Here is a 20,167-nt window from a genome sequence, read left to right on the forward strand (position 1 = left end):
GGGGCGCCGCTTTCCTGCGGCGCCCCTTGTCGATTCAGCGCCCTGGAATCTTCAGCGCGGCCATGCCGGCGATTGCGGCAATCACGCTTTCGCTTTGGGTAACGCGATTCTCCGCCGAAGCGGTGTAGACCGTCAGGACGAAGGAGCCGCCCGACGGGGGCCGTATGATGGCGATATCGTTGACCGCGCCCGCATCGTTGGTCCCCGGCTTGTTCGCCACGGTCCAACCCCTGGGCACGCCCGCGCGAATGCGCCGGGTGCCGTTCTGCTCGTTCCGCATCCAGCCCAGTAGCGTCGCGCGCTGGTGGTCGCCCAGAACGGTCGACGTCAGCAGCAGCGTGCCCAGCGAACCGGCGATCGCGGCGGGTGTCGTGGTGTCGCGCAAGTCTTCGGGGGCGCCCAGGTTCAGCGCGGGCTCGATGCGGTCCAGGCGCGAAATGTTGTCGCCAAGGGTGCGGAACAGCCGGGTCACGGCCGGTGGGCCGCCGACGAGATCGAGCAGGTAGTTGGCTGCCGAATTGTCGCTGTACTGGACGGCGGCCATGCACAGCATCTCGGCAGACAATGTGCCGCCGTCCTGCTGCCGGGCGGTCACCGGCGAATTGCCGAGCCGGTCGGTATCGCGGATCGTGACCGGGCGTTGCAGCAGGTGCGGATTAGTGGCCGCCTGGCGGTACACTTCGGCGGCCAGGAAGATCTTGAATGTGGAGCAGAGCCGGAACCGCTCGTCCGCGCGGTGGGCGAAATGGATCCTGCCATCGCTGCCGCGCATGACCGCGCCGATGCTCATGCCGTGCTGCCGCTCGATTTCTTCCAGATCGGACGCTGCCTGGGCGGGACAGGCGAGCGCAGCCAGGGCGAGGCCAGCGATCAGGTGACGGCGGGAAAGGGCATGGTCCATCGTTTCCCTCGGCGCAATCCGGACGCGCATCCGGCTATCTCCCGGCCTTGAACGAAACAGGCCGTGCACCAAAAAAGGGCCGCGGTTGCCCGCGACCCCTTTTCGTAAAGCCGAAGCTCTCGGTAAGCGAATTAACGCTTCGAGAACTGGAAGCTACGACGTGCCTTCGCACGGCCATACTTCTTACGCTCGACGACGCGCGGGTCGCGGGTAAGGAAGCCGGCAGCCTTGACGGCGGCGCGCAGGGCGGGCTCGTACTTCGAGAGTGCCTGGGCGATGCCGTGCTTCACGGCGCCTGCCTGGCCCGAGAGACCGCCGCCCTTGACGGTGGCGATCACGTCGTACTGGCCGTCACGACCAGCAACCTGGAAGGTCTGGTTGATGACGAGACGCAGGGTCGGACGTGCAAAGTACACTTCCTGGTCACGGCCGTTGATGATGACCTTGCCGGTGCCGGGCTTCACCCACACGCGGGCCACGGCGTCCTTGCGGCGGCCGGTGGCGTAAGCGCGGCCATAGGCGTCGAGCTGCTGCTCGCGCAGGGGCGCGTTCGAAACGACGGGCGTGAAGGTCTCTTCCGACGTTTCAACGGCGGTAGCGACTTCGCCGAGGTCCTTGAGGTCGGACAGGCTCTGGACGGTTTCGGTATCGGACATTACGCGCCCACCTTGTTCTTGCGGTTCATGGAAGCGACGTCGAGCGCTTCGGGCTGGGTACCACCGTGCGGGTGCTCGGTGCCTGCATAGAGGTGCAGGGCGCGCATCTGGTCACGGCCAAGCGGACCACGGGGGATCATGCGCTCAACAGCCTTTTCAAGCACGCGCTCGGGGAAACGACCGGCGAGAACCTTGTCCGCGGTCACTTCCTTGATGCCGCCGGCATAACCGGTGTGCTTGTAGTAGGTCTTGTCGCCCAGCTTCTTGCCGGTGAACTTCACCTTCTCGGCGTTGATCACGACGACGTGGTCGCCGCAATCGACGTGCGGGGTGAAGCTCGGCTTGTGCTTGCCGCGCAGGAGGTCGGCGATAACGACCGCGAGACGGCCAACCACCAGACCCTCGGCATCGATCAGATGCCACTTCTTTTCCACCTCGGCCGGCTTGATCGACCGGGTGACCTTCGTAAGCGCCTTCATGGCTGGTCTATCCCTAATGTTCATGTCGCAGAGGCCGAATCGATCGCTTTCACGAATCTCCGGCACCGCGGGAAGGCGGCCAAATCGTCGAAAAGGGCCGGCAAGTCAAGCAGAGCGCGGCATTCCAGAGAGGTAAAATGATACCTCTAAGGTTGCGTGCTGCCGATCGCGGCCAGCCAGGCGGTAGTCGCCGGCGCGGCAGTGTCGCACCGCCAGCCCAGCACCGCGGGCTCCTCGTAAGGATGAATTTCGGCCAGCCGCGCCGTGGCGGCATCGAGCAGGGCGGCGTTGGTCTTCACCAGCAGGCCTTGCTCGCGGCTCGTGCCCTTCTCGCCGTTCCAGACGAAGAGCGAGGTCATCGCCGGGAGCAGGTTGGCGCAGGCGGCCAGGCCCTGGTCGAGCAGGGCATTGGCAGCCTTCAGCGCGCTCTCCTCATCGGGGAAGGGGCACCAGATGAGCGCGGGTGTAAGCGCCGGACCGTTGGCCTGTCCGCTCACATGATCCGTCACATGCCAAGCCCGACCTGGTCGCGGCGGCCCAGGCAGTGCGCGCCCCAGACCGTGGCCGCAACGAGCAGCGCGCCGCAGAGCTGGTGCGCCACGGCAAGCCAGAGCGCTACGCCAGACCACACCGTGAAGATGCCGAGCAGCACTTGCGTGCCGAACGCGGAATGGACGGCGATCGAAGCGAGACGCGCATGGCGGGCCTTGAGCCTGCGGCCCATCACGATCAGCACGGCGACCACGGCCCAGGCCCACCAGCGGTGCACGAAGTGGGTGAGGAACGGGTCGTTGACCAGCGCATGGAGCGCGCCGCCCGCCCATTCCACGCCGTCAGGGAAGAAGCTGCCCTGCATCAGCGGCCAGGCGTCCATGCTGAACCAGCCCATGCCCGCGACGTAGCCGGCGCGCAGGCCTGCCACCATCGCGCCCATGAAGAGCTGGATGAACAGCATGGCCAGGGCGAGGGCGCCGAAGCGGTTGAGGCGGGCAGGGGCCTGGCCGCGTCGCAGTTCGCGAAGGTCCAGCGCCGTCCAGACCAGACCGCCCAGGGTCGTCAGCGCCACCAGCAGGTGGGCGGCCAGGCGGAAATGGCTCACCCGGTCCGCAGCCTCGGCGGAGAGGCCCGAAGAGACCATCCACCAGCCGACCACGCCTTGCAGCCCGCCCAGCGCCAACAGCGCGACCAGGCGCGGCTTGTAGCCCAGGGGAATCGTGCGCTTGTACCAGAACCACGCCAGCGGCAGCGCGAAGGCCAGGCCGATCACGCGGGCCAGCAGGCGGTGCACCCACTCCCAGAAGTAGATGAACTTGTATTGGGACAGGGTCATGCCCGCAGGGCCGTTGACATCGATATATTGCGGGATCTGCTTGTAGCGGGCGAACTCGGCCTGCCACTGCGCGTCGGTCAGCGGGGGAATGGCGCCGGTGAGCGGCTTCCACTGGGTGATCGACAGACCGGACTCGGTCAGCCGGGTTATGCCGCCGACCGCGACGATAAGGATGACCAGCGCGGCAACGATCAGCAGCCAGCGAACCATGGGGGCGATATCGTCGGCTGTACCGAGGAGGGGGCGACCGTCAGGGACTCTCATGACGCAAATCCCTGCGATCTTGCGACGAAATGCGCAAGGGGCACGTCGACCGAATGTTTCATGACACAGTCAGGACTTGATGAATGTTACAACGTCTCATACATGGGCATTCATGCGCACCGCCATCATCGCGATTCGAAACCGGCTGGACCGGGCAGGCATCGTCCTCAGCGGTCTTTGCGCGATTCACTGTATTCTCGGCGTGTTTTTCGTGGGTTTCCTGGGGCTTGGCGGCGAAGTTCTGCTCTCGCCCGAGGTTCACCGCGTCGGCCTGGGGCTGGCCCTGGTGGTCGGCGTGATCTCCCTGGGCTTCGGCGTCGTGCGCCATGGCCGCGTGGGACCGCTGGTGATCGGCGGCCTGGGCCTGGCGCTCATGGCCACGGCCATCGTCGTCGGTCATGGCCTGGCAGAATCGGTGCTGACCATTTTCGGCGTCGCGCTAGTCGCCTTCGCACACATCCGGAACTTGCACCGCGCGCATTGAAAGTGCCGATTGGGCACTTTCCAAATCGTTTCTCCGCGCTATCTGCGGCCCATGGCTGAAGAACTTTCCCTCACCGTGAACGGCGAACCGCGCCGCGTGGCGCCCGGTTCCTCGATTGCCGATCTCGTGTCGGGCATCGGCCTCGATCCCCGCAAGGTCGCCGTCGAGCGCAATGGCGAGATCGCCCCGCGCTCGACCCTGGCCGATGTGCTGCTGGCCGATGGCGACGTGCTGGAGATCGTCCACTTCGTGGGCGGTGGCTGAACCTGTTCGCCGGACCGATCCCTGACATACCCGTTCCCCGAAAGGACGCGAACCTTGACCGATACCGTCTCCGATTCCTCGACCACCGATTCCTGGACTGTCGCTGGCCGGACCTTCCGTTCGCGCCTGATCGTCGGCACCGGTAAGTACAAGGATTTCGAACAGAACGCGGCGGCGGTGGAGGCTTCGGGCGCGGAGATCGTCACGGTGGCGGTGCGCCGGGTCAATGTTTCGGACCCCAAGGCGCCGATGCTGACCGACTTCATCGATCCCCGGAAAATCACCTACCTGCCTAATACCGCCGGCTGCTTCACCGCCGAAGACGCCATCCGCACCTTGCGGCTGGCGCGCGAAGCGGGCGGCTGGGATCTGGTGAAGCTGGAAGTTCTGGGCGAGGCGCGGACGCTCTATCCCGACATGCGCGAGACGCTGAAGGCCACCGAAATCCTCGCGAACGAAGGCTTCCTGCCGATGGTCTACTGCGTGGACGATCCGATCGCGGCCAAGCAGCTTGAGGATGCCGGCGCCGTGGCGGTCATGCCGCTGGGCGCGCCGATCGGCTCGGGCCTGGGCATCCAGAACAAGGTGACCGTCCGCCTGATCGTTGAGGGGGCCAAAGTGCCGGTCCTCGTCGATGCTGGCGTGGGTACGGCCTCGGAAGCCGCCGTGGCGATGGAGCTGGGCTGCGACGGCGTGCTGATGAACACCGCGATCGCCGAAGCCCGCGACCCGATCCGCATGGCTCGCGCCATGAAGCTGGCGGTCGAGGCTGGCCGCGATGCCTATCTGGCAGGGCGCATGGCGCAGCGCCGCTACGCCGATCCCTCCAGCCCGCTCGCCGGCCTGATCTGAGAAATCGGCCGCGGGGCATTTTTCTTCACGATGGCCGATAGCTCTGCTGCAGCATGGCCGATTGTGACGGAAAAGTGCCGCGGACGGCCATTTTCAAATCGTCCCGAAATGAAATACTGCAAGAATCTTGCGGCTATTATCGGGTTCAAACCATTATCCGGTTAAGGCTGTAGCAACCGAAGAGGCGGAGATTGGTTCTAGTGACAGGGAGGATTGTCCTTCCGTGTCACGAGGATCAGGACCATGACTCACACGGGAAAGGCCACCATCACCATCGGCGAGCTGCGGGAATTCGCCAGCTTCACGCCCTGCGAGCAGCGCTACATCCGGCGCAGCCTGGACGTGGGACTGGGCCGGCAGGATGCTCTGGGTCTCTGGGCGCGGGACGGCGTCGAAGCCACCTCGATCCGCAAGCAATACGAAGCCTACGCGGATCTCGCCGCGCTGCGCGAGATGCGGCCTGACGAATTCGGCTTCGATGACATTGCCGCGTTCATGGGCAAGCTGCTTTACGTCGCCGCCTTCGATCTCGCCCAGGAACGCATCGAATCGTTCCCGGCCTTCCGTTTCCTTTACGAACGCCTGCTTGGCGGTTGGGTAAGGCCCTGGCTGCCCGGCGCCTTCTGCGGAGCCGCCGCGCTTCCCCAGATCCGCCCCGATCGCCGCAAGACGTTGCTTCACTCGATCAGCGAAGCGGCGGCCACGGCATCTGGCTGGTCGGAGCGCGAACCGTCGTTCTATCCGGAATGGATCGAGAAGGAGATCGCCTGAGTTTCGGGCCGATCCGGCGCTTCGGCGCCGGATCGTTTCGCCCGCACGTCAGCTTTCGCTGCCCCATTGCAGGGTCTGCGGATCGCCCAGGGTAACCAGGCGCCTGAGCGAAGCGCGGGCCAGACGCTCGGTTTCCACCTTGCGCCGTGCCGCGGCAAGCTGGCGCAGCGGCGCCGGGCGCAGGATTTCGGCATCGTAGCCATCGGCAACGATCACGCCGCACTGGTCGGGCAGGAACGGCTCGGTTTCCAGCGGAGCCCGGTCCAGCGAGGGGGGCAGCCCCCAGTAGAAACGGTCGCAATAGTCCAGATAGTCGGGCCATTTGCCGTCGCCCAGCAAGTCTGCGCGCGAGACCTTGATTTCGACGATGACGACATGGCCCTTGGCGTCGATGCCCATGAGATCGGCGCGGCGCCCGCAGCGCAGCGACATTTCCGGCAGGCACCAGATGTCGTTACGAGCAAAAAGCCGCCCTATTCCGCGCGCCACATCGGCGGCGACGAAAGAAAGAGCGGGAGAAACGAGCGGAGAATCAGCTTCGGCCATCGCGGCATAATAGGAACATAGAGGGAACTTTCAAGCCGCAAGGCATCTGGAGCGCTGGCCCAGCCAGAGCGGCCGACAGGTTTTTCCCAAGTCCATGATGGATCGGAGTGATTTGGCGCTGGCAACACTGCTCATGCTCTGCTAGTCGCCGCGGGCACTGCACCCGTAGCTCAGCTGGATAGAGCGCTGCCCTCCGAAGGCAGAGGCCACAGGTTCGAATCCTGTCGGGTGCACCATTTCCTCCATTTGCGAAGATCAACCGGCTTCCGGGCCATGCTCTGCCGTGTCTGTTCGGGCATATGCGGCGGGCACGGTGGCCGTGATCGGGCGGCGCGGGCGCCGCCCTTCAGGTGGGTGGGTCAGGCCAGGACGCGGTGGACCAGGTTGGTGTTGTATTGACGCAGCCAGCCCGGGATCAGGAAGGCGTCCACCAGCACCCAGATGCCGAGCGGGATCAGGAACAGCAGGCCGAAACCCATGATCCAGATGGTCGCCCAGCCGAGCAGGAAGAGGACGAGCTGGACGATGCCGCCGGCGGTCTTGCCGGCGTAGAAGCGATGGGCGCCCAGCGAGCCGAGGAAGAACCACAGGAGATACGTGACGCCGGTGGACTTGGCATTTGCCTGGTAGAGCAGGCCGGCCATGGCCGCAGTGGATGAATTCGTGTCGGTCATCGATACCCCCGTCGATAAGTGAAGGGGCGTATCGATATGGGCATGCCATTAAGAAACCAATGAATTTTTTGAGTTGCCGGTGGCACGGCTCAATGAAAGTCCCGTGAGCGGGGGAGGACCCGCACGTTGCGCGGGTGCTGCGGGCGGACGAATTCGTCGGCGCGGGATAGCTGGGGCTCGGCCTCGTGCACTTCCGAGAGGCGTTTCAGCTCGGGCGTGCGGTCATGGATGCTCTGGGCCATGACATGGATCACGCCTTCGGGGCTGTGCTGGATCAGACCTTCCACCAGCATCAGCCGCGCGGCCATGACCGGGCGGCGGTAGGTTTCGAACAGCCGGGCCCAGATCACCACGTTGGCGATGCCGCCTTCGTCCTCCAGCGTGACGAAAATGGCATTGCCCTTGCCCGGGCGCTGACGAACCAGCACCACGCCGGCGACTTTCACGCGCTTTCCGTTTCGGGTCTTCGCCAGGTCCGCGCAGCGCAGCACGCCTTCCGCCGCGAAGACCGGGCGCAGGAACGACATCGGATGGGCTTTCAGCGAGAGCCGGGTGGTCTGGTAATCGGCGGCGACTTCCTCTGAGAGCGGCATGGTGGGCAGGGCGGCATGGGGTTCCTCTCCCAGTTCGCGGGCGCGGGCGGCGGCGAAGAGGGGAAGTTCGCCGGTTGGCGTGCGGCGTGCTTCCCAAAGGCCCTCGCGGCGGTCCAGACCGATCGAATGCAGGGCATCGGCATCGGCCAGGAGGTTGAGCGCCCGCTGGGGGAGGCTGGCGCGCCGGGCGAGATCTTCGAGGTTGGTGTAAGGGCGGTGGGCCTTGATCTGCTCCGCCCAGTTCTCGCGAAAGCCGCTGATCTGGCGCAGGCCGAGCCGGAGGGCGAGTGCGCCTTTCGCTTTGGGTTCCAGGGTGCAGTCCCACTCGCTGTGGTTGGCATCGATGGTGCGCACTTCCACGCCATGCTCCTGCGCACAGCGGACGATCTGGGCCGGGGCATAGAAGCCCATGGGCTGCGAATTGAGCAGGGCGGCGGCGAAGACCTCGGGGTAGTGGTGTTTGATATAGGCCGAGACCCAGACCAGCCGCGCGAAGGCGAGGGCATGGCTTTCCGGGAAGCCGTAGCTGCCGAAGCCCTTGATCTGCTGGAAGCAGCGCTCGGCGAAGTCCTTCTCGTAGCCACGGGCCACCATGCCGTTCACCATCTTGCTGTGCAGGGAGCCGATCGTGCCGACATTGCGAAAGGTCGCCATGGCGCGGCGGAGCTGGTTGGCTTCGGCATCGGAGAAGTTCGCGGCGGTGATCGCCAGCCGCATCGCCTGCTCCTGGAACAGGGGGACGCCGAGAGTCTCGCCGAGGACACCGCGCAATTCGTCGCGATCGTGGGGAGGGGCCGGAGAAGGGTAGATGACGTCCTCGATCTTTTGTCGGCGCCGCAGATAGGGATGGACCATGTCCCCCTCGATCGGGCCGGGGCGCACGATGGCGACCTGAATGACCAGGTCGTAGAACCTCTCAGGTCTCAGGCGGGGCAGCATGTTCATCTGCGCGCGGCTCTCCACCTGAAAGACGCCGATACTGTCGCCCTTCTGGAGCATCTCGTAGACGGCTTTGACGTGGGGAGGGTTGCTCCGGTGATCTTCCTCGTCGCCCGGCACGGAACTGAGCTGGTACTGGCGGCCGATGTGCGTCTCGATCATGGCGAAGGCCTTGCCGATACAGGTCAGCATTCCGAGCGCCAGGATGTCGACTTTCATCAGGCCGAGCGTATCGATGTCGTCCTTGTCCCATTCGATGAACGTGCGCTTTTCCATCGCGGCATTGTGGATCGGCACGGTTTCGTCGAGCCGGTCCTGAGTCAGCACGAAACCGCCGACATGCTGGGAGAGATGGCGGGGGAAGTTCAGGATCGTCCCGGTGAAGTGATTGACCCGCGCGATCGTGGGATTGTCGGGATCGAGGCCGGCCTCGATGCAGCGGTTGCGGTCGTATTCCGAGGCGTAGCTGCCCCATACCGTGCTGGCGAGCCGGGCGGTGACGTCCTCGCTGAGCCCCAGCGCCTTGCCGACATCGCGGGCGGCGCTGCGCGAGCGGTAGTGAATCACCGTGGCGGCGATTCCCGCGCGCTCGCGGCCGTAGCGGCTGTAAATATATTGCATCACTTCCTCGCGCCGCTCGTGCTCGAAGTCGACGTCGATGTCGGGCGGTTCCTTGCGCTCGGTGGAGATGAAGCGGGAAAACAGCAGGTTGTGCTTCATCGGATCGACGGCGGTGACGCCGAGGACGAAGCAGACCGCCGAATTGGCCGCCGAGCCGCGCCCCTGGCAGAGGATGCCCTGTATCTGCGCCCACTGCACGATATCGTGGACGGTGAGGAAGTAGGCGGCGTAGGCCTGCTGACCGATGATCCCCAGTTCCTCGGTAAGCAGGCGGGTGAGCTTTTCGGGGATGCCTTGCGGGTGGAGGTCGCTGGCGCGGCTCCAGACCAGTTCCTCCAGCCAGCCTTGCGGGGTGTAGCCGTAGGGGACCGGCTCGTGGGGGTAGGTGTAGCTCAGGTCTTCGAGCTTGAAGACGATGCCGCCCATGAAGTCTGCGGTGGCGGCGATCGCCTCGGGGGCGGCGGCGAAGAGGCGGGCCATTTCGGCTGCGGGCTTCAAGTGCCGCTCGGCATTGGCGGTGAGGCGGCGGCCGGCGGCCTGTACCGTGGTCTTTTCCCGGATCGCGGTCATGACATCGTTCAGGGGGCGCGCTTCGGGCTTGTCGTACTGCGCATCGTTGATGGCGATGAGCGGCACGCCGGCCAGGGCCGCCTGTTCGCGCAAGGCCGCCAGCCGGCGCGCGTCGCGGCCCTGCCGCAGCATCGCCGCGCCCAGCCAGACCTTGCCGGGCGCGGCCTGCGCCAATAGGCGCAACAGGGCGTCGGAAGCGGGGGTGGCGACGATGAGCTGCATGTCCTCCAGGAATTCCAGCAGGTCGCCCAGGCGCAGTTCGCAGTTGCCCTTGGTCGTGCGCAAGTTGCCGGTGGTGAGCAGGCGGGTCAGGCGGCCCCAGCCGTATCGCGTGGTCGGATAGGCGAGGATCTCGGGCGTATCGTCGGCAAAGACCAGCCGCGCGCCGACCAGCAGACGAAAAGGGGGCAGGGTGACGCCTTCGGCTTCCATCTCCTCCCCGAACCTGCGCAGTGCGGCAAGGGCGCGGGCGACGCCGGACACGGTGTTGCGGTCCGCTATGCCGATTCCGGGGTGGCCGAGCGCCAGCGCCCGCAGCGCCATTTCACCCGGCGTGCTGGCGCCGCGCAGGAAGGAATAGGCGGTCGTCGTCGCGAACTCGACATAGGGCGGCGTTTCGAGGCTCATGCGAAGACGCCGTGCAGATACCAGCGCGGGTCGGCTTTCTCGCTGCCGTAGAGACCATGGCGGAACAGCCAGAACCGGCGGCCGTCACTGTCCTCGATCCGGTAATAGTCGCGCGTGGGGCCGGTCGCCTCCACCGTCTTCCACCAGGGATAGGCGAGGCGTTCGGGGCCTTCCTGCCGCACCACCCGGTGCTGGCGTCCCTGCCAGCCGAACCGGCGCGGGGGACCGTCAGGCACTTCGGCCAGCACGGTGACGGGTTGGGGGGGATCGAACAGGAACAGCGGGCGCAAGGGCGGCTCGCCTGCCTCCGGCTGGGGCCAGGGCTGCGGAATCGATGCGGGAGGCACGAGGCGGTCGGCATATTCCGGCAAGTGCTCGTCGCGGGGGGCGAAGCGGTGGACGCATTCGGCGCCGAAGCGCACTTGCAGGCGGTCCAGCAGGGGGGCGAGGTCGGGCTTGCCGGAATTCTCCTCGTCCAGCCGGTCCTGCCCTTCGGAGACGTCTTCGTGCAGGGGCACGGCCAGGCGCAGCAGGTCGTAGCCGAAGCCCGGGTCGAGCGGATCGGCGAGCGATTCGATGCGTTCGCGAAACAGGCGGACGACATCGGCGGGTTCGCGCAGGGGCAGGCCGCTGTCCACGGCGAGCCGGGCGACATGGCCGTCGGTGCGGAACAGCGAGACTTCGTAGCGTCGGCCGCCCCGGCCGCGGGCGACCAGCACGTCCCGCGCCTGCCCCGCCAGCCATTCGATCACGCCGAGGAGGGGCTTCACGGTCGCCATCGGTTCGGCGAAGCGCTGCTCCACCCAGATCGGGGGCAGGGTGCGATGCGGAGTGATGCGCCGGTCCTGCTCCTCCAGCAGGTGGGCGAGGGCGATCGACATCGCCTTGCCGAAGCGAGCGGCGAGGGGCGCGCGGGGGCGATCCGCAAGCTGGCCCAGGGTGCGCAGCCCGGCGCGCTTCAGCGCGAGGTGGGCATCGTCTCCCAGGCTGAGTGCGGCCACCGGCAGTTCGCGCAAGGTGCTCTTGCCGAAGCGGGCAAGGGCAAGGGCGGCATCCGGCGTTCCGGCACAGGCCGCCAGCGCCCGGAACCCCCGCCGCGCGAGCCGGGTGACGAGATCGCCCCGCACGGCGTCTTCGTCCATCCCCAGGCTGTCGAAGCAGCCGGTGAGGTCCAGCACCAGCGCGTCGTCGCGATCGGGGGCCACCATCGGGGTATAGCGTTCGCAGGATTCGACGATGCGCAGCAGCAGGGCATGGTCCGCTGCGGGCCGGTGTTCGAGAGCAGGCAGGTCCGGCTCCAGCGCGCGCGCATCGGCCAGCATCATGCCGGCCGAGAGGCCCAGCGCCAGCGCCGCGGGAGACAGCGCCATGATGCGCTGCGCCCCGCGTTGCTTCGCGATCAGGGCGAAAGCCGCGTCAGGCGGCGCTGCGCCTTCCCGCATCGCCCGTTCGGACGGCAGGAAGGGAAAGGTGACCGCCAGATAGCGGCGCGTGGCCAAGCATGGGCTTACGGAAGGTGCCTTGCTCACGATTCCATTCCAGTTGCAGGTTGAGACCCTCCCGCCCGCCGCGCCGGCGCAGCAGGGTCACGTCGAACACCGGATCTCCCGGCGCATTGGCAGGCAAGGGAACCGACGGCGCGCTGGTCACCTGCCAGCGGGTGTGGGCGGCGCTGGGCGTCGGCTGGGCGCCGCTGCGCACGATCATGACCATGGTGCCGCTTTGCTCCGCCGCCAGCGCCAGCCGCCGCGAGGCGGTAAGGTCGAAGGCCGGGGCGCGCCCGTCCATTTCCATCACCACGGCCGCTGCCCCGCCATGCCGCACCGAATCCACGCCCGCGCGCAGCAGGCTCTGGAGATCGGGCAGGCGCAGCAGCACCATGGCGGCCGGGTCGATGCCCAGTTCGGCAAGACCGGGGGCATAAGGGCGCGAGCGGGCCTGCTTGCCCCCGCCCTTTCCATTAACTTTGCCCAGCCGCAGCCAGAGCAGAGGTTCCCGCGCCTTGCGCGCCTGCACCGCGCAAAGCAGCGCCAGCGCCAGGGCGGCCCCGCCGTCCTGCTCGGTCGCGGCATAGAATTCATGAACGCCGTCCTGCTGCAAAGGCGACTCGGGCCAGCCGTCAGGAGACGCCTGAGCGAGGTTTGCTGCCAGTTGGAGGCGACTCGAATCGAACATATGTTCCTTTTATGTTCTATTCCTGTCCTGCGCAATCGAGTCTGGAAAATGAGGGTGCAATCGGCTGTGGGCACAGCCCGGTCTCCCGATCCTGCCGGCGCAGAACGCAGGGCGAAAAGCTTTCGGGCATCGTTCGCCAAGTCATCGCAAGGCATTCCGCCTAGGGTTCGGGCATCGCCCACCTTACGGCCCCTACCCTCAAAGAAGGACTCACGAAGCATGGCCAGTTCCGCTCCCGCGCCGCTGGAAGCCGTTCCGCCCGTCACCACTGCCGCTGCCTGGCGGGGAGACCGGCTTTCCGAGACCGACGCGTGGATCTACAGGCTGTCCGACGAACAGGTGCTGGAGCTGGAGACGCTCGGTGCCCGCTTCATGGCCGACGACCCGGACCTGCGCACGGTCACCGCAGAGGAATATCCGCTGGTAGCCTGCGCCGATGCGGTGAAGTCATGGGGCGAGGATGTCGACTACGGCCGCGGCTTCGTGCTGGTGCGGGGCCTGCGGACCCAGCTCTATTCGGACGTTCTTTCCAACGCGATCTACTACGTGCTCGGCCTGCACATGGGCGATCCGATCCGCCAGAACGAGATGGGCGACCTGATCGACCACGTCTACGCCACCAGCGACAAGACCATGGACGATCCCACCGCGCTCTCCTCCAAGGTGCGGGACAAGCTGGTCTACCACTCCGACAGCTCGGACATCGTCGCGCTGATGTGCCTGCGCCCGGCCAAGGAGGGCGGCCTGTCCTGCCTCGTCTCCGGCGCGGAGATCTACAACGAGATCCTGCGCCGCCGCCCCGATCTGGCGCCGCTGCTGCTGGAACCCTTCCACTGGGACTGGCGCCGGCAGGACCACAATGCGCCGGCGGATACCTATACCTCGCCGATCGTCAGCCTCGTCGACGGGGTGTTCTCGATGTATGCGGGCTCGCTCTACATCCTCACCGCGCAAGAATATGAAGGTGTGCCCAAGCTGACGCCGGAGCAGATCGCGGTGCTCGAACTCTTCGACACGATCACATACGAAGAGGGCATGGCCATCGAGATGGATTTCCGCCCCGGCGACATCCAGTGGCTCTCCAATTACGCCGCGCTCCATGCCCGCACCACGTTCTGGGACTGGCCCGAGCCGCAGCGCAAGCGCCACCTCCTGCGGTTGTGGCTGAGCCGCGATGCCGGGCGCCCGGTGGTGGAGGGCTTCGGCAAGAACGGCGTTGTGCAGGTTCGCCAGGCCCCGCGCGACGGGCAGGCGGAGCATCCCGATGCGCATTTCGACGTGTTCTCGGTATCGGTGCCGCGCCTGATGGGCTGATGGGCCGCGTGCGCAGACAAAGAGGGCCGGAAGTTTCCTTCCGGCCCTCTTTTTGTTGTCCTGAGTGTGCCGATCAGCGGAGGCCGATCAGCGGAGGCCGATCAGCGGAGGCCGATCAGTTTAGGCCGATCAGCTCAGGGCGATGTCCGGTGCGTCTTCCTGCTTCATGCCGACGACGTGGTAGCCTGCGTCCACATGATGCGTCTCGCCGGTCACGCCCGAGGAGAGGTCGGAAAGGAAGTAGAGGCCCGAGCCGCCCACGTCCTCGATCGTGACGTTGCGGCGCAGCGGCGAGTTCAGCTCGTTCCACTTGAGGATATAGCGGAAGTCGCCGATGCCGCTGGCGGCCAGCGTCTTGATCGGGCCGGCCGAGATCGCGTTGACGCGGATGTTCTGCGGGCCAAGGTCGTTGGCGAGGTACTTCACCGAGGCTTCCAGTGCCGCCTTGGCCACGCCCATGACGTTGTAGTGCGGCACGACCTTTTCGGCGCCGTAATAGGTCAGCGTCAGGATCGAGCCGCCTTCGGGCATCATCTGCATCGCACGCTTGGTCACCGAGACCAGGCTGTAGGCCGAGATGTTCATCGTCATCAGGAAGTTTTCGAGGCTGGTGTCGACATACTTGCCGCGCAGCTCGTTCTTGTCCGAGAAACCGATGGCGTGGACGACGAAGTCGATCGTCGGCCAGCGTTCCGCCAGCGTTTCGAAGGCGGTGTCGAGGGCTGCCATGTCCGAAACGTCGCAATCGATGAGGAAATCGCTGCCCAGGCTCTCGGCCAGCGGCTTCACGCGCTTGGCCAGCGCTTCGCCCTGATAGGAGAAGGCCAGCTCGGCACCCTGTTCGTGCAGTCTCTTCGCGATGCCCCAGGCCAGGGACTTGTCGTTGGCAAGGCCCATGATCAGGCCGCGTTTACCCTGCATCAGACCGGTCATTCGTGTTCTTCCTGTACTTCGTTGTTCTGTGCAGCAGCGCTGCTATTTCCGCCTGGCCCCCCGGCAAGCATTTCCTGCTCCTCGGGACTGACGGTAAGGGCGGCATTGAGTTCCGCGCCCGCGACCATCCCTAGTCCGACAAGCCAGAAAAAGAAAAGCGCGATCATCACTCCGGCGAGACTTCCGTACGTCAAATCGTAAGCGATGAAATTGCGCAACACTTTCGGCAGCAGCCATGCGGCCCCCAGCCACCATGCCGCGACGAACAGAGGGCCGGGCCATTTCCGATAGCGGCGAGACTGGTAGCGCGAGGGCGTGAGCAGGAAAAACAGGGCGTAGAGCGAGGCGAACAGGGTGGCGGCGGTGATGCCGCGGGAAATGCCGATCTGGTAGTTGAAGGCCTTCAGGCCGGGGAAAACCGTCAGCAGCACTTCCTCGATCACTGAAATGAGCACCTGCGAAGACAGCGAGAGCAGCAGCAGCAGGACCGAGCCGAAGATCAGCCCGCTCGACGCCAGGCGGTTTCGCCAGAACTTCAGGCCCTTGTTCATGCCGTAGGCGCGGTGGAGAATATCGCGGATGGTCTCGATCAGGCTGGTCGCCGTCCACAGGCCCAGCACACCGCCGATCCAGAGCAGCCAGCCGTGCCGCGCGGCAACGGCATCGCGGGCCACCGGGGCCAGCGCTTCGTCCACGCGCGGGGGAAGGGCATTGAGCACCGCGTCGATCGCGCTTTCCAGCTGCCCCTGTTCGCCCAGCGCCGAATAGATGGCCGCCAGGGCGATGAAGAAGGGGAACAGCGCCACGATCGTCATGTAGGCAAAGTTGCCGGCGTGAATGAAGCCGTCTTCCCAGGTCCCGGTAAACACGCGTTTGACCACGACATAGGCGCGGCTGGAAGGATCGGGACGGGGAATCCGGTCCTGCATTTCCTGCCAGCGCATGGCCGCGCGTCGCCGGGCTTCGGGCGTTATCGCTGCCGAAGCCGGCGTTCCCGGGGCCTGCACGTCTATCGAATGGTCGATGTTCACCACGCCGAGATAGGCGCTGCAAAGAGGATATTCAAATTTCGGAAGGGGTTAGGTGGGGCGATCTGCAAAGACATCCCCGCCCGCACCCTCAGATTCCGAGCTTTGCGCGCACGTCGCGCGTATCCTTCCAGCCTTCCAGCCGCTTGGCGAGATCGGCGTCGCTCTCTGGCAAGACGATCTGGAGGCTGATCAGCAGGTCGCCGCGGGCGCCGTCCTTGCGGGACATGCCGCGGCCCTTGAGGCGCAGGACCTTGCCCGAACTCGCCCCGGCCGGAACCGACAGCATGACCGCGCCGGCCGCGGTGGGGGCTTTCACTTTGCCGCCGTTCAGCGCCTCGTCGAGGGTGATCGGCAGGTCCACGCGCAAGTCGTCGCCGTCCTGGCGGAAGAAGGCATGGGGCTGGATCTGCAGCGTGACGATGGCATCGCCCGCGCCGCCGGGGCCTTGCTCGCCCTTGCCGGCCAGGCGCATCTGGGTGCCGTCCTCCATGCCGACGGGCAGCTTGAGGTCGATCGTCTTGCCGTCGGACAGGGTGATGCGCTGCGGCTTGAGTTCGGCCGCATCGGTCAGAGGGACGGAAAGGCGATAGTTCACATTGCCGCCGCGCGGCGCCGCGCGGCCGCGTGCACCGCCGGCTCCGCCCATTCCGGCACCGAAACCGCCGGGGCCGCGCTGGCCGGAACCGCCGAAGATGCCGCCGAACAGGTCTTCCAGGTCGATGCCGTCGTTACCGCCGAATCCGCCCGAAAAGCCGCGCTGCCCGCCGGGCCCGCCGCCGAATCCGGCACCCCCGAAGCCGCCGGCTCCGCCGCCGCCGAACCCGCCGAAGCCCATGGGATTGCCTTCGGCATCGATCTCGCCCCGGTCGAACCGGGCCCGCTTGTCCTTGTCGGACAGCAGGTCGTAGGCGCCGGTCACTTCGGAAAAGCGCTCCGCGGCCTTGGGATTGTCCTTGTTGGTATCGGGATGAAGTTCCTTCGCCAGCTTGCGATAGGCGGACTTGATGTCCTTCTCGCTGGCTGTGCGCGATACGCCAAGGGTGGAATAAGGGTCTGCTGCCATGGCTTCCTAGCTAGGTGCGGACGCGCGTTACGGCAAGCGGTGCTTTCCTAGTTCCGGTCACGAGTCTATTGGAACCTTCACGCCCTGCCCTGCCGCCGGGAATCGCCGTGAAATCAGCGAGGTCCGGCCCGGCGCGGCTGCGTTTGACCACAGGCACGATCCCAGGAAGCGAACATGGAAGCTGAACAGGCCCGCGAAGTCATCCCCCACGGCGATCCTTTCGCCCTGTTCAAGGACTGGTACGACGCCGCGCGCGAGAGCGAGCCCAACGATTCGAACGCCATGGCCCTGGCCACCGCCACGCCGGACGGGCTGCCTTCCGTTCGCATGGTCCTGCTCAAGGGCTACGGGCCGGACGGCTTCGTGTTCTATACCAATGGCCATAGCCGCAAGGGCCAGGAAATCGCCGCCAATCCCCATGTCGCGCTGCTGTTCCACTGGAAGAGCCTGCGCCGGCAGATTCGCATCGAAGGCGAACTGGTGCCGGTGACCGCCGCGGAAGCCGATGCCTATTTCCATTCGCGCGCCCGCGATTCGCAGCTGGGCGCCGTCGCTTCCGACCAGTCCGCCCCGCTCGACAGCCGGGAGACGTTCCTGGCCCGCTACGAGGATGTCCGCAGCCGCTTCGGCGAAGGCGAGATCGAGCGGCCGGCCCATTGGACCGGCTATCGCGTGGTGCCCGCCGCCATCGAGTTCTGGCAGGACCGGCCCTATCGCCTCCATGAGCGCCGCCGCTTCGTGCGCAGCGCCGACGCGGCAGGCGGCTGGGTCAGCACGCTCCTCTATCCTTGAGCCCGCCCTTGCACGAACACGCCAAACTCACCCGCAGCGCCGCTTTCGCCAGCATTGGCGTGGCCGTGCTGCTGCTCGGCCTGAAGGGCTGGGCGGCCTGGTCCACCGGCTCCACGGCGATGCTCGGCAGCCTGGCCGATACCACGCTGGACCTCGTCGCCAGCGTGGCCACGCTGCTGGGCGTGTGGATCGGCGCACAGCCGGCGGACGACAAGCACCGCTTCGGCCACGGCAAGGCCGAGGCGATCGCGGCGATGTTTCAGATCGTGCTGATCTCGATCTCCGCGCTCGCCATCGCCAGCCGCGCGGTGGAGGAATTCCTGGCCAGGAGCCGGGTCGAGAGCGCGGAAAGCGGCATCGCCGTCTCGGCCGTGGCGATCGCGCTGACTCTGGCGCTGGTCGCCTGGCAGCGCCACGTCATCCGCCGCACCGGCAGCATCGCCATCCAGACCGACAGTGTCCACTACCAGTCCGACCTCCTGCTCAACGTGGCGGTGATCGCCGCGCTGGTGCTGGACCAATATGCCGGGCTGAAGGGCGCGGACCCGCTGTTCGGCCTGGGCATCGCCGCGTGGCTGGGCTGGGGCGCCTGGAAGGCCTCGCAGGATGTGCTCGACCAACTGATGGATCACGAGTGGCCGGAGGAGAAGAAGGACCGCTTTCTCCAGGTGCTGGCCCGCCATCCCGATATTACCGGCGTCCATGACTTGCGCACGCGCACGTCGGGCAACCGGGACTTCGTGCAGTTCCACGTCTGGGTCGATCCGAACATGACCGTTCGCGAGGCGCACCGGGTGATGGACGAGCTGGAACACCGGCTCTGCGACGAATTTCCGGATACCGAGATCCTGATTCATCCCGATCCCGAGGGTTTGGTCGACGAAGCCGGTGCGGCCGGGCTCGACGTGCTGCCGCCGATCCGGGTTTCCCCGGATTGAGCGCAGGGGCCGCACTGGCTGGACCTGCCCCACTTGCCACCTCATCCTGAACCAGGTCCGGGACGACGCGCCTTTGGCGGCGAGAGCATCGGCACCGCAAATTCGGCTGGCTTCAATATCGCCCACCGCGCATAAGCCCCGACATGTCAGCGATTTCCGGTCCCGGCCTGTGGGCGCTCTGCGTTTCCGCCGTCACGATGACGGCGATCGTCGGCTTGCGCTATCTCGGCACCTCGGGCCTCTTCGCCTGGATCACCGCGCGCGCCAGGCCCGGCCTCTATGCCGGGATGGAGCGCCAGATCCGGGGCGAGATCGGCTGGTCGCTGGCCTCCTGCGCGATCTACGGCATTCCTGCGGGCGTCGTGGCCTGGGGCTGGCAGGCCCATGGCTGGACCCGCATCTATGCCGATCCCCTGGCCCTGCCCTTGTGGTGGATGCCGGTATCGCTGTTCATCTACCTGTTCCTGCACGACACCTGGTTCTACTGGACCCACCGCTGGATGCACCGGCCCCGCGTGTTCCGCCGGATGCATGCCGTGCACCACGCCAGCCGCCCGCCCACGGCCTGGGCGGCGATGAGCTTCCATCCGCTGGAGGCGCTGACCGGAGCGGTGGTCGTCCCGGCGCTGGTGTTCCTGGTGCCGATCCATGTCGGGATGCTCGGGCTGGTCCTGACCATCATGACGGTGATGGGAATCGCCAATCACATGGGCTGGGAAATGTTTCCGCAGCGCCTCGTCCATTCGCGTCTGGGCCACTGGTTGATCACGGCCAGCCACCATCACCGCCATCATGAGCTTTATCGATGCAACTACGGCCTCTATTTTCGTTTCTGGGATCATCTGTGCGGCACCGATCGGGGCGTTTCGGCGCCCTGACCCTGCTGGCGGCGGCGCCGATCGTGCTGGGGGCCACGGGGCCGCAGTCGGACGTGTCCGCTGCCGTCACCGGGCTGCGCTCCGCCAAGGGGCAGATCCTGGCCTGCCTGACCGCCGACCCGCAGACCTTCCCCAATTGCGACAAGGATCCCAAGGCCCGCAAGCTGACGATCCCGGCGCAGGGCGAAGTGCGGCTCGATTTCGGCTCGGTGCCCGAAGGCCGCTATGCGATCTCGCTCGTCCATGACGAGAACGGCAACGGGAAGCTGGATACCGCGCTGATGATCCCGCGCGAGGGCTTCGGCTTTTCGCGCGATGCGCCGGTGCGGATGGGCCCGCCCCGTTTCGACAAGGCGGCTTTCGACGTAGGGGACCAGAATACCCGCATGGCGATCAAGATGCGATACCTGCTCTGAACGGCAGAGCGAGCCTTGCCGCCCATCGCGCCGCGGCCTAACCCCGATTCGTGAAC

The 20,167-nt window shown here is 66.2% G+C and carries 22 protein-coding genes and 1 tRNA gene; 10 read left to right on the top strand and 13 right to left on the bottom strand.

Annotation, left to right across the window (positions count from 1 at the left end):
• Window positions 1–34 precede the first annotated feature (34 nt).
• The 5 genes from bla to EDF57_RS15100 form a co-directional block, all read right to left on the bottom strand.
• Window positions 35–901 (bottom strand): class A beta-lactamase, encoded by an 867-nt coding sequence (gene bla / locus EDF57_RS15080; protein ID WP_166675282.1) that lies wholly within the window; start codon window positions 899–901, stop codon window positions 35–37.
• Window positions 902–1,032: 131 nt separating this feature from the next.
• Window positions 1,033–1,557, bottom strand: coding sequence for a 30S ribosomal protein S9 (gene rpsI, locus EDF57_RS15085; RefSeq protein WP_132264241.1), 525 nt, complete (start codon window positions 1,555–1,557; stop codon window positions 1,033–1,035).
• The gene (gene rplM / locus EDF57_RS15090; protein WP_054442085.1) at window positions 1,557–2,036 is read right to left on the bottom strand and encodes a 50S ribosomal protein L13; all 480 of its coding nucleotides are present in this window, start codon (window positions 2,034–2,036) and stop codon (window positions 1,557–1,559) included. The genes rpsI and rplM overlap by 1 nt, the downstream gene beginning before the upstream one ends.
• Window positions 2,037–2,182: 146 nt before the next feature.
• A complete protein-coding gene (gene cutA / locus EDF57_RS15095; RefSeq protein ID WP_134094846.1) occupies window positions 2,183–2,533 on the bottom strand; it encodes a divalent-cation tolerance protein CutA in 351 nt (116 codons plus the stop codon).
• 8 nt (window positions 2,534–2,541) lie between these two features.
• Window positions 2,542–3,630 (bottom strand): COX15/CtaA family protein, encoded by a 1,089-nt coding sequence (locus EDF57_RS15100; RefSeq protein WP_132264239.1) that lies wholly within the window; start codon window positions 3,628–3,630, stop codon window positions 2,542–2,544.
• 112 nt (window positions 3,631–3,742) lie between these two features.
• Between EDF57_RS15100 and EDF57_RS15105 the strand changes: the two genes are divergently transcribed.
• The 4 genes from EDF57_RS15105 (at window position 3,743) to EDF57_RS15120 (ending at window position 6,001) form a co-directional block, all read left to right on the top strand.
• Window positions 3,743–4,114 (top strand): MerC domain-containing protein, encoded by a 372-nt coding sequence (locus EDF57_RS15105; RefSeq protein WP_132264237.1) that lies wholly within the window; start codon window positions 3,743–3,745, stop codon window positions 4,112–4,114.
• Between the two features lie 51 nt (window positions 4,115–4,165).
• Window positions 4,166–4,378 (top strand): sulfur carrier protein ThiS, encoded by a 213-nt coding sequence (gene thiS / locus EDF57_RS26285; protein WP_134094847.1) that lies wholly within the window; start codon window positions 4,166–4,168, stop codon window positions 4,376–4,378.
• Between the two features lie 54 nt (window positions 4,379–4,432).
• A complete protein-coding gene (locus EDF57_RS15115; protein WP_134094848.1) occupies window positions 4,433–5,230 on the top strand; it encodes a bifunctional sulfur carrier protein/thiazole synthase protein in 798 nt (265 codons plus the stop codon).
• Window positions 5,231–5,473: 243 nt separating this feature from the next.
• Window positions 5,474–6,001: a hypothetical protein gene (locus EDF57_RS15120; protein WP_132264235.1), complete on the top strand. Its 528-nt coding sequence runs from the start codon at window positions 5,474–5,476 to the stop codon at window positions 5,999–6,001.
• 48 nt (window positions 6,002–6,049) lie between these two features.
• On the opposite strand, the gene EDF57_RS15125 is transcribed toward EDF57_RS15120, so the two are convergent.
• Entirely contained in the window at window positions 6,050–6,547 is a 498-nt protein-coding gene (locus tag EDF57_RS15125) for an MmcB family DNA repair protein (RefSeq protein ID WP_134094849.1), read from the bottom strand.
• 159 nt (window positions 6,548–6,706) lie between these two features.
• On the opposite strand from EDF57_RS15125, the gene EDF57_RS15130 reads away from it, so the two are divergent.
• Window positions 6,707–6,783, top strand: a tRNA-Arg gene (locus tag EDF57_RS15130).
• Window positions 6,784–6,906: 123 nt separating this feature from the next.
• On the opposite strand, the gene EDF57_RS15135 is transcribed toward EDF57_RS15130, so the two are convergent.
• From EDF57_RS15135 to EDF57_RS15150, 4 genes are all read right to left on the bottom strand, one after another.
• Window positions 6,907–7,221: a TM2 domain-containing protein gene (locus EDF57_RS15135; RefSeq protein ID WP_132269910.1), complete on the bottom strand. Its 315-nt coding sequence runs from the start codon at window positions 7,219–7,221 to the stop codon at window positions 6,907–6,909.
• 89 nt (window positions 7,222–7,310) lie between these two features.
• Window positions 7,311–10,571, bottom strand: a complete 3,261-nt coding sequence (locus EDF57_RS15140) for an error-prone DNA polymerase (protein ID WP_134094850.1) — start codon at window positions 10,569–10,571, stop codon at window positions 7,311–7,313.
• Window positions 10,568–12,070 (bottom strand): DNA polymerase Y family protein, encoded by a 1,503-nt coding sequence (locus EDF57_RS15145; protein ID WP_208324876.1) that lies wholly within the window; start codon window positions 12,068–12,070, stop codon window positions 10,568–10,570. Before EDF57_RS15145 ends, EDF57_RS15140 begins: the two co-directional genes overlap by 4 nt.
• The gene (locus tag EDF57_RS15150; RefSeq protein WP_132269916.1) at window positions 11,988–12,746 is read right to left on the bottom strand and encodes a hypothetical protein; all 759 of its coding nucleotides are present in this window, start codon (window positions 12,744–12,746) and stop codon (window positions 11,988–11,990) included. The genes EDF57_RS15145 and EDF57_RS15150 overlap by 83 nt, the downstream gene beginning before the upstream one ends.
• 219 nt (window positions 12,747–12,965) lie before the next feature.
• On the opposite strand from EDF57_RS15150, the gene EDF57_RS15155 reads away from it, so the two are divergent.
• Entirely contained in the window at window positions 12,966–14,060 is a 1,095-nt protein-coding gene (locus EDF57_RS15155) for a TauD/TfdA family dioxygenase (protein WP_134094852.1), read from the top strand.
• 129 nt (window positions 14,061–14,189) lie between these two features.
• Here EDF57_RS15155 and fabI read toward each other — a convergent pair whose 3' ends face one another.
• From fabI to EDF57_RS15170, 3 genes are all read right to left on the bottom strand, one after another.
• A complete protein-coding gene (gene fabI, locus EDF57_RS15160; protein ID WP_134094853.1) occupies window positions 14,190–14,993 on the bottom strand; it encodes an enoyl-ACP reductase FabI in 804 nt (267 codons plus the stop codon).
• Window positions 14,990–16,024, bottom strand: a complete 1,035-nt coding sequence (locus EDF57_RS15165) for a YihY/virulence factor BrkB family protein (RefSeq protein WP_243841076.1) — start codon at window positions 16,022–16,024, stop codon at window positions 14,990–14,992. The genes fabI and EDF57_RS15165 overlap by 4 nt, the downstream gene beginning before the upstream one ends.
• 88 nt (window positions 16,025–16,112) lie before the next feature.
• The gene (locus tag EDF57_RS15170; RefSeq protein WP_132269921.1) at window positions 16,113–17,087 is read right to left on the bottom strand and encodes a DnaJ C-terminal domain-containing protein; all 975 of its coding nucleotides are present in this window, start codon (window positions 17,085–17,087) and stop codon (window positions 16,113–16,115) included.
• Window positions 17,088–17,261: 174 nt separating this feature from the next.
• Between EDF57_RS15170 and pdxH the strand changes: the two genes are divergently transcribed.
• The 4 genes from pdxH to EDF57_RS15190 all read left to right on the top strand — a co-directional run bounded on the left by pdxH (window position 17,262) and on the right by EDF57_RS15190 (window position 20,111).
• On the top strand, window positions 17,262–17,879 hold the full coding sequence (pdxH, locus tag EDF57_RS15175; protein WP_132269923.1) for a pyridoxamine 5'-phosphate oxidase: 618 nt from the start codon (window positions 17,262–17,264) through the stop codon (window positions 17,877–17,879).
• An 8-nt stretch (window positions 17,880–17,887) separates the two neighbouring features.
• On the top strand, window positions 17,888–18,817 hold the full coding sequence (locus EDF57_RS15180) for a cation diffusion facilitator family transporter (protein WP_132269924.1): 930 nt from the start codon (window positions 17,888–17,890) through the stop codon (window positions 18,815–18,817).
• Between the two features lie 143 nt (window positions 18,818–18,960).
• Window positions 18,961–19,695, top strand: coding sequence for a sterol desaturase family protein (locus tag EDF57_RS15185; protein ID WP_132269926.1), 735 nt, complete (start codon window positions 18,961–18,963; stop codon window positions 19,693–19,695).
• Window positions 19,662–20,111, top strand: a complete 450-nt coding sequence (locus EDF57_RS15190) for a DUF2141 domain-containing protein (protein ID WP_243654466.1) — start codon at window positions 19,662–19,664, stop codon at window positions 20,109–20,111. The genes EDF57_RS15185 and EDF57_RS15190 overlap by 34 nt, the downstream gene beginning before the upstream one ends.
• The last annotated feature ends 56 nt before the right edge of the window (window positions 20,112–20,167 follow it).

Origin of the sequence: Novosphingobium sp. PhB55, from assembly GCF_004368805.1 — a bacterium.
Classification (GTDB): Bacteria; Pseudomonadota; Alphaproteobacteria; order Sphingomonadales; family Sphingomonadaceae; genus Novosphingobium.

Bases quoted from the DNA above. Each gene is read 5' to 3' on its own strand.
- rplM (WP_054442085.1), bottom strand. From the start codon at position 2,036: ATGAAGGCGCTTACGAAGGTCACCCGGTCGATCAAGCCGGCCGAGGTG.
- EDF57_RS15135 (WP_132269910.1), bottom strand. From the start codon at position 7,221: ATGACCGACACGAATTCATCCACTGCGGCCATGGCCGGCCTGCTCTAC.
- EDF57_RS15125 (WP_134094849.1), bottom strand. From the start codon at position 6,547: ATGGCCGAAGCTGATTCTCCGCTCGTTTCTCCCGCTCTTTCTTTCGTC.
- EDF57_RS15170 (WP_132269921.1), bottom strand. From the start codon at position 17,087: ATGGCAGCAGACCCTTATTCCACCCTTGGCGTATCGCGCACAGCCAGC.
- EDF57_RS15150 (WP_132269916.1), bottom strand. From the start codon at position 12,746: ATGTTCGATTCGAGTCGCCTCCAACTGGCAGCAAACCTCGCTCAGGCG.
- EDF57_RS15120 (WP_132264235.1), top strand. From the start codon at position 5,474: ATGACTCACACGGGAAAGGCCACCATCACCATCGGCGAGCTGCGGGAA.
- EDF57_RS15100 (WP_132264239.1), bottom strand. From the start codon at position 3,630: ATGAGAGTCCCTGACGGTCGCCCCCTCCTCGGTACAGCCGACGATATC.
- thiS (WP_134094847.1), top strand. From the start codon at position 4,166: ATGGCTGAAGAACTTTCCCTCACCGTGAACGGCGAACCGCGCCGCGTG.
- EDF57_RS15140 (WP_134094850.1), bottom strand. From the start codon at position 10,571: ATGAGCCTCGAAACGCCGCCCTATGTCGAGTTCGCGACGACGACCGCC.
- EDF57_RS15105 (WP_132264237.1), top strand. From the start codon at position 3,743: ATGCGCACCGCCATCATCGCGATTCGAAACCGGCTGGACCGGGCAGGC.
- pdxH (WP_132269923.1), top strand. From the start codon at position 17,262: ATGGAAGCTGAACAGGCCCGCGAAGTCATCCCCCACGGCGATCCTTTC.
- rpsI (WP_132264241.1), bottom strand. From the start codon at position 1,557: ATGTCCGATACCGAAACCGTCCAGAGCCTGTCCGACCTCAAGGACCTC.
- EDF57_RS15185 (WP_132269926.1), top strand. From the start codon at position 18,961: ATGTCAGCGATTTCCGGTCCCGGCCTGTGGGCGCTCTGCGTTTCCGCC.
- EDF57_RS15155 (WP_134094852.1), top strand. From the start codon at position 12,966: ATGGCCAGTTCCGCTCCCGCGCCGCTGGAAGCCGTTCCGCCCGTCACC.
- fabI (WP_134094853.1), bottom strand. From the start codon at position 14,993: ATGACCGGTCTGATGCAGGGTAAACGCGGCCTGATCATGGGCCTTGCC.
- bla (WP_166675282.1), bottom strand. From the start codon at position 901: ATGGACCATGCCCTTTCCCGCCGTCACCTGATCGCTGGCCTCGCCCTG.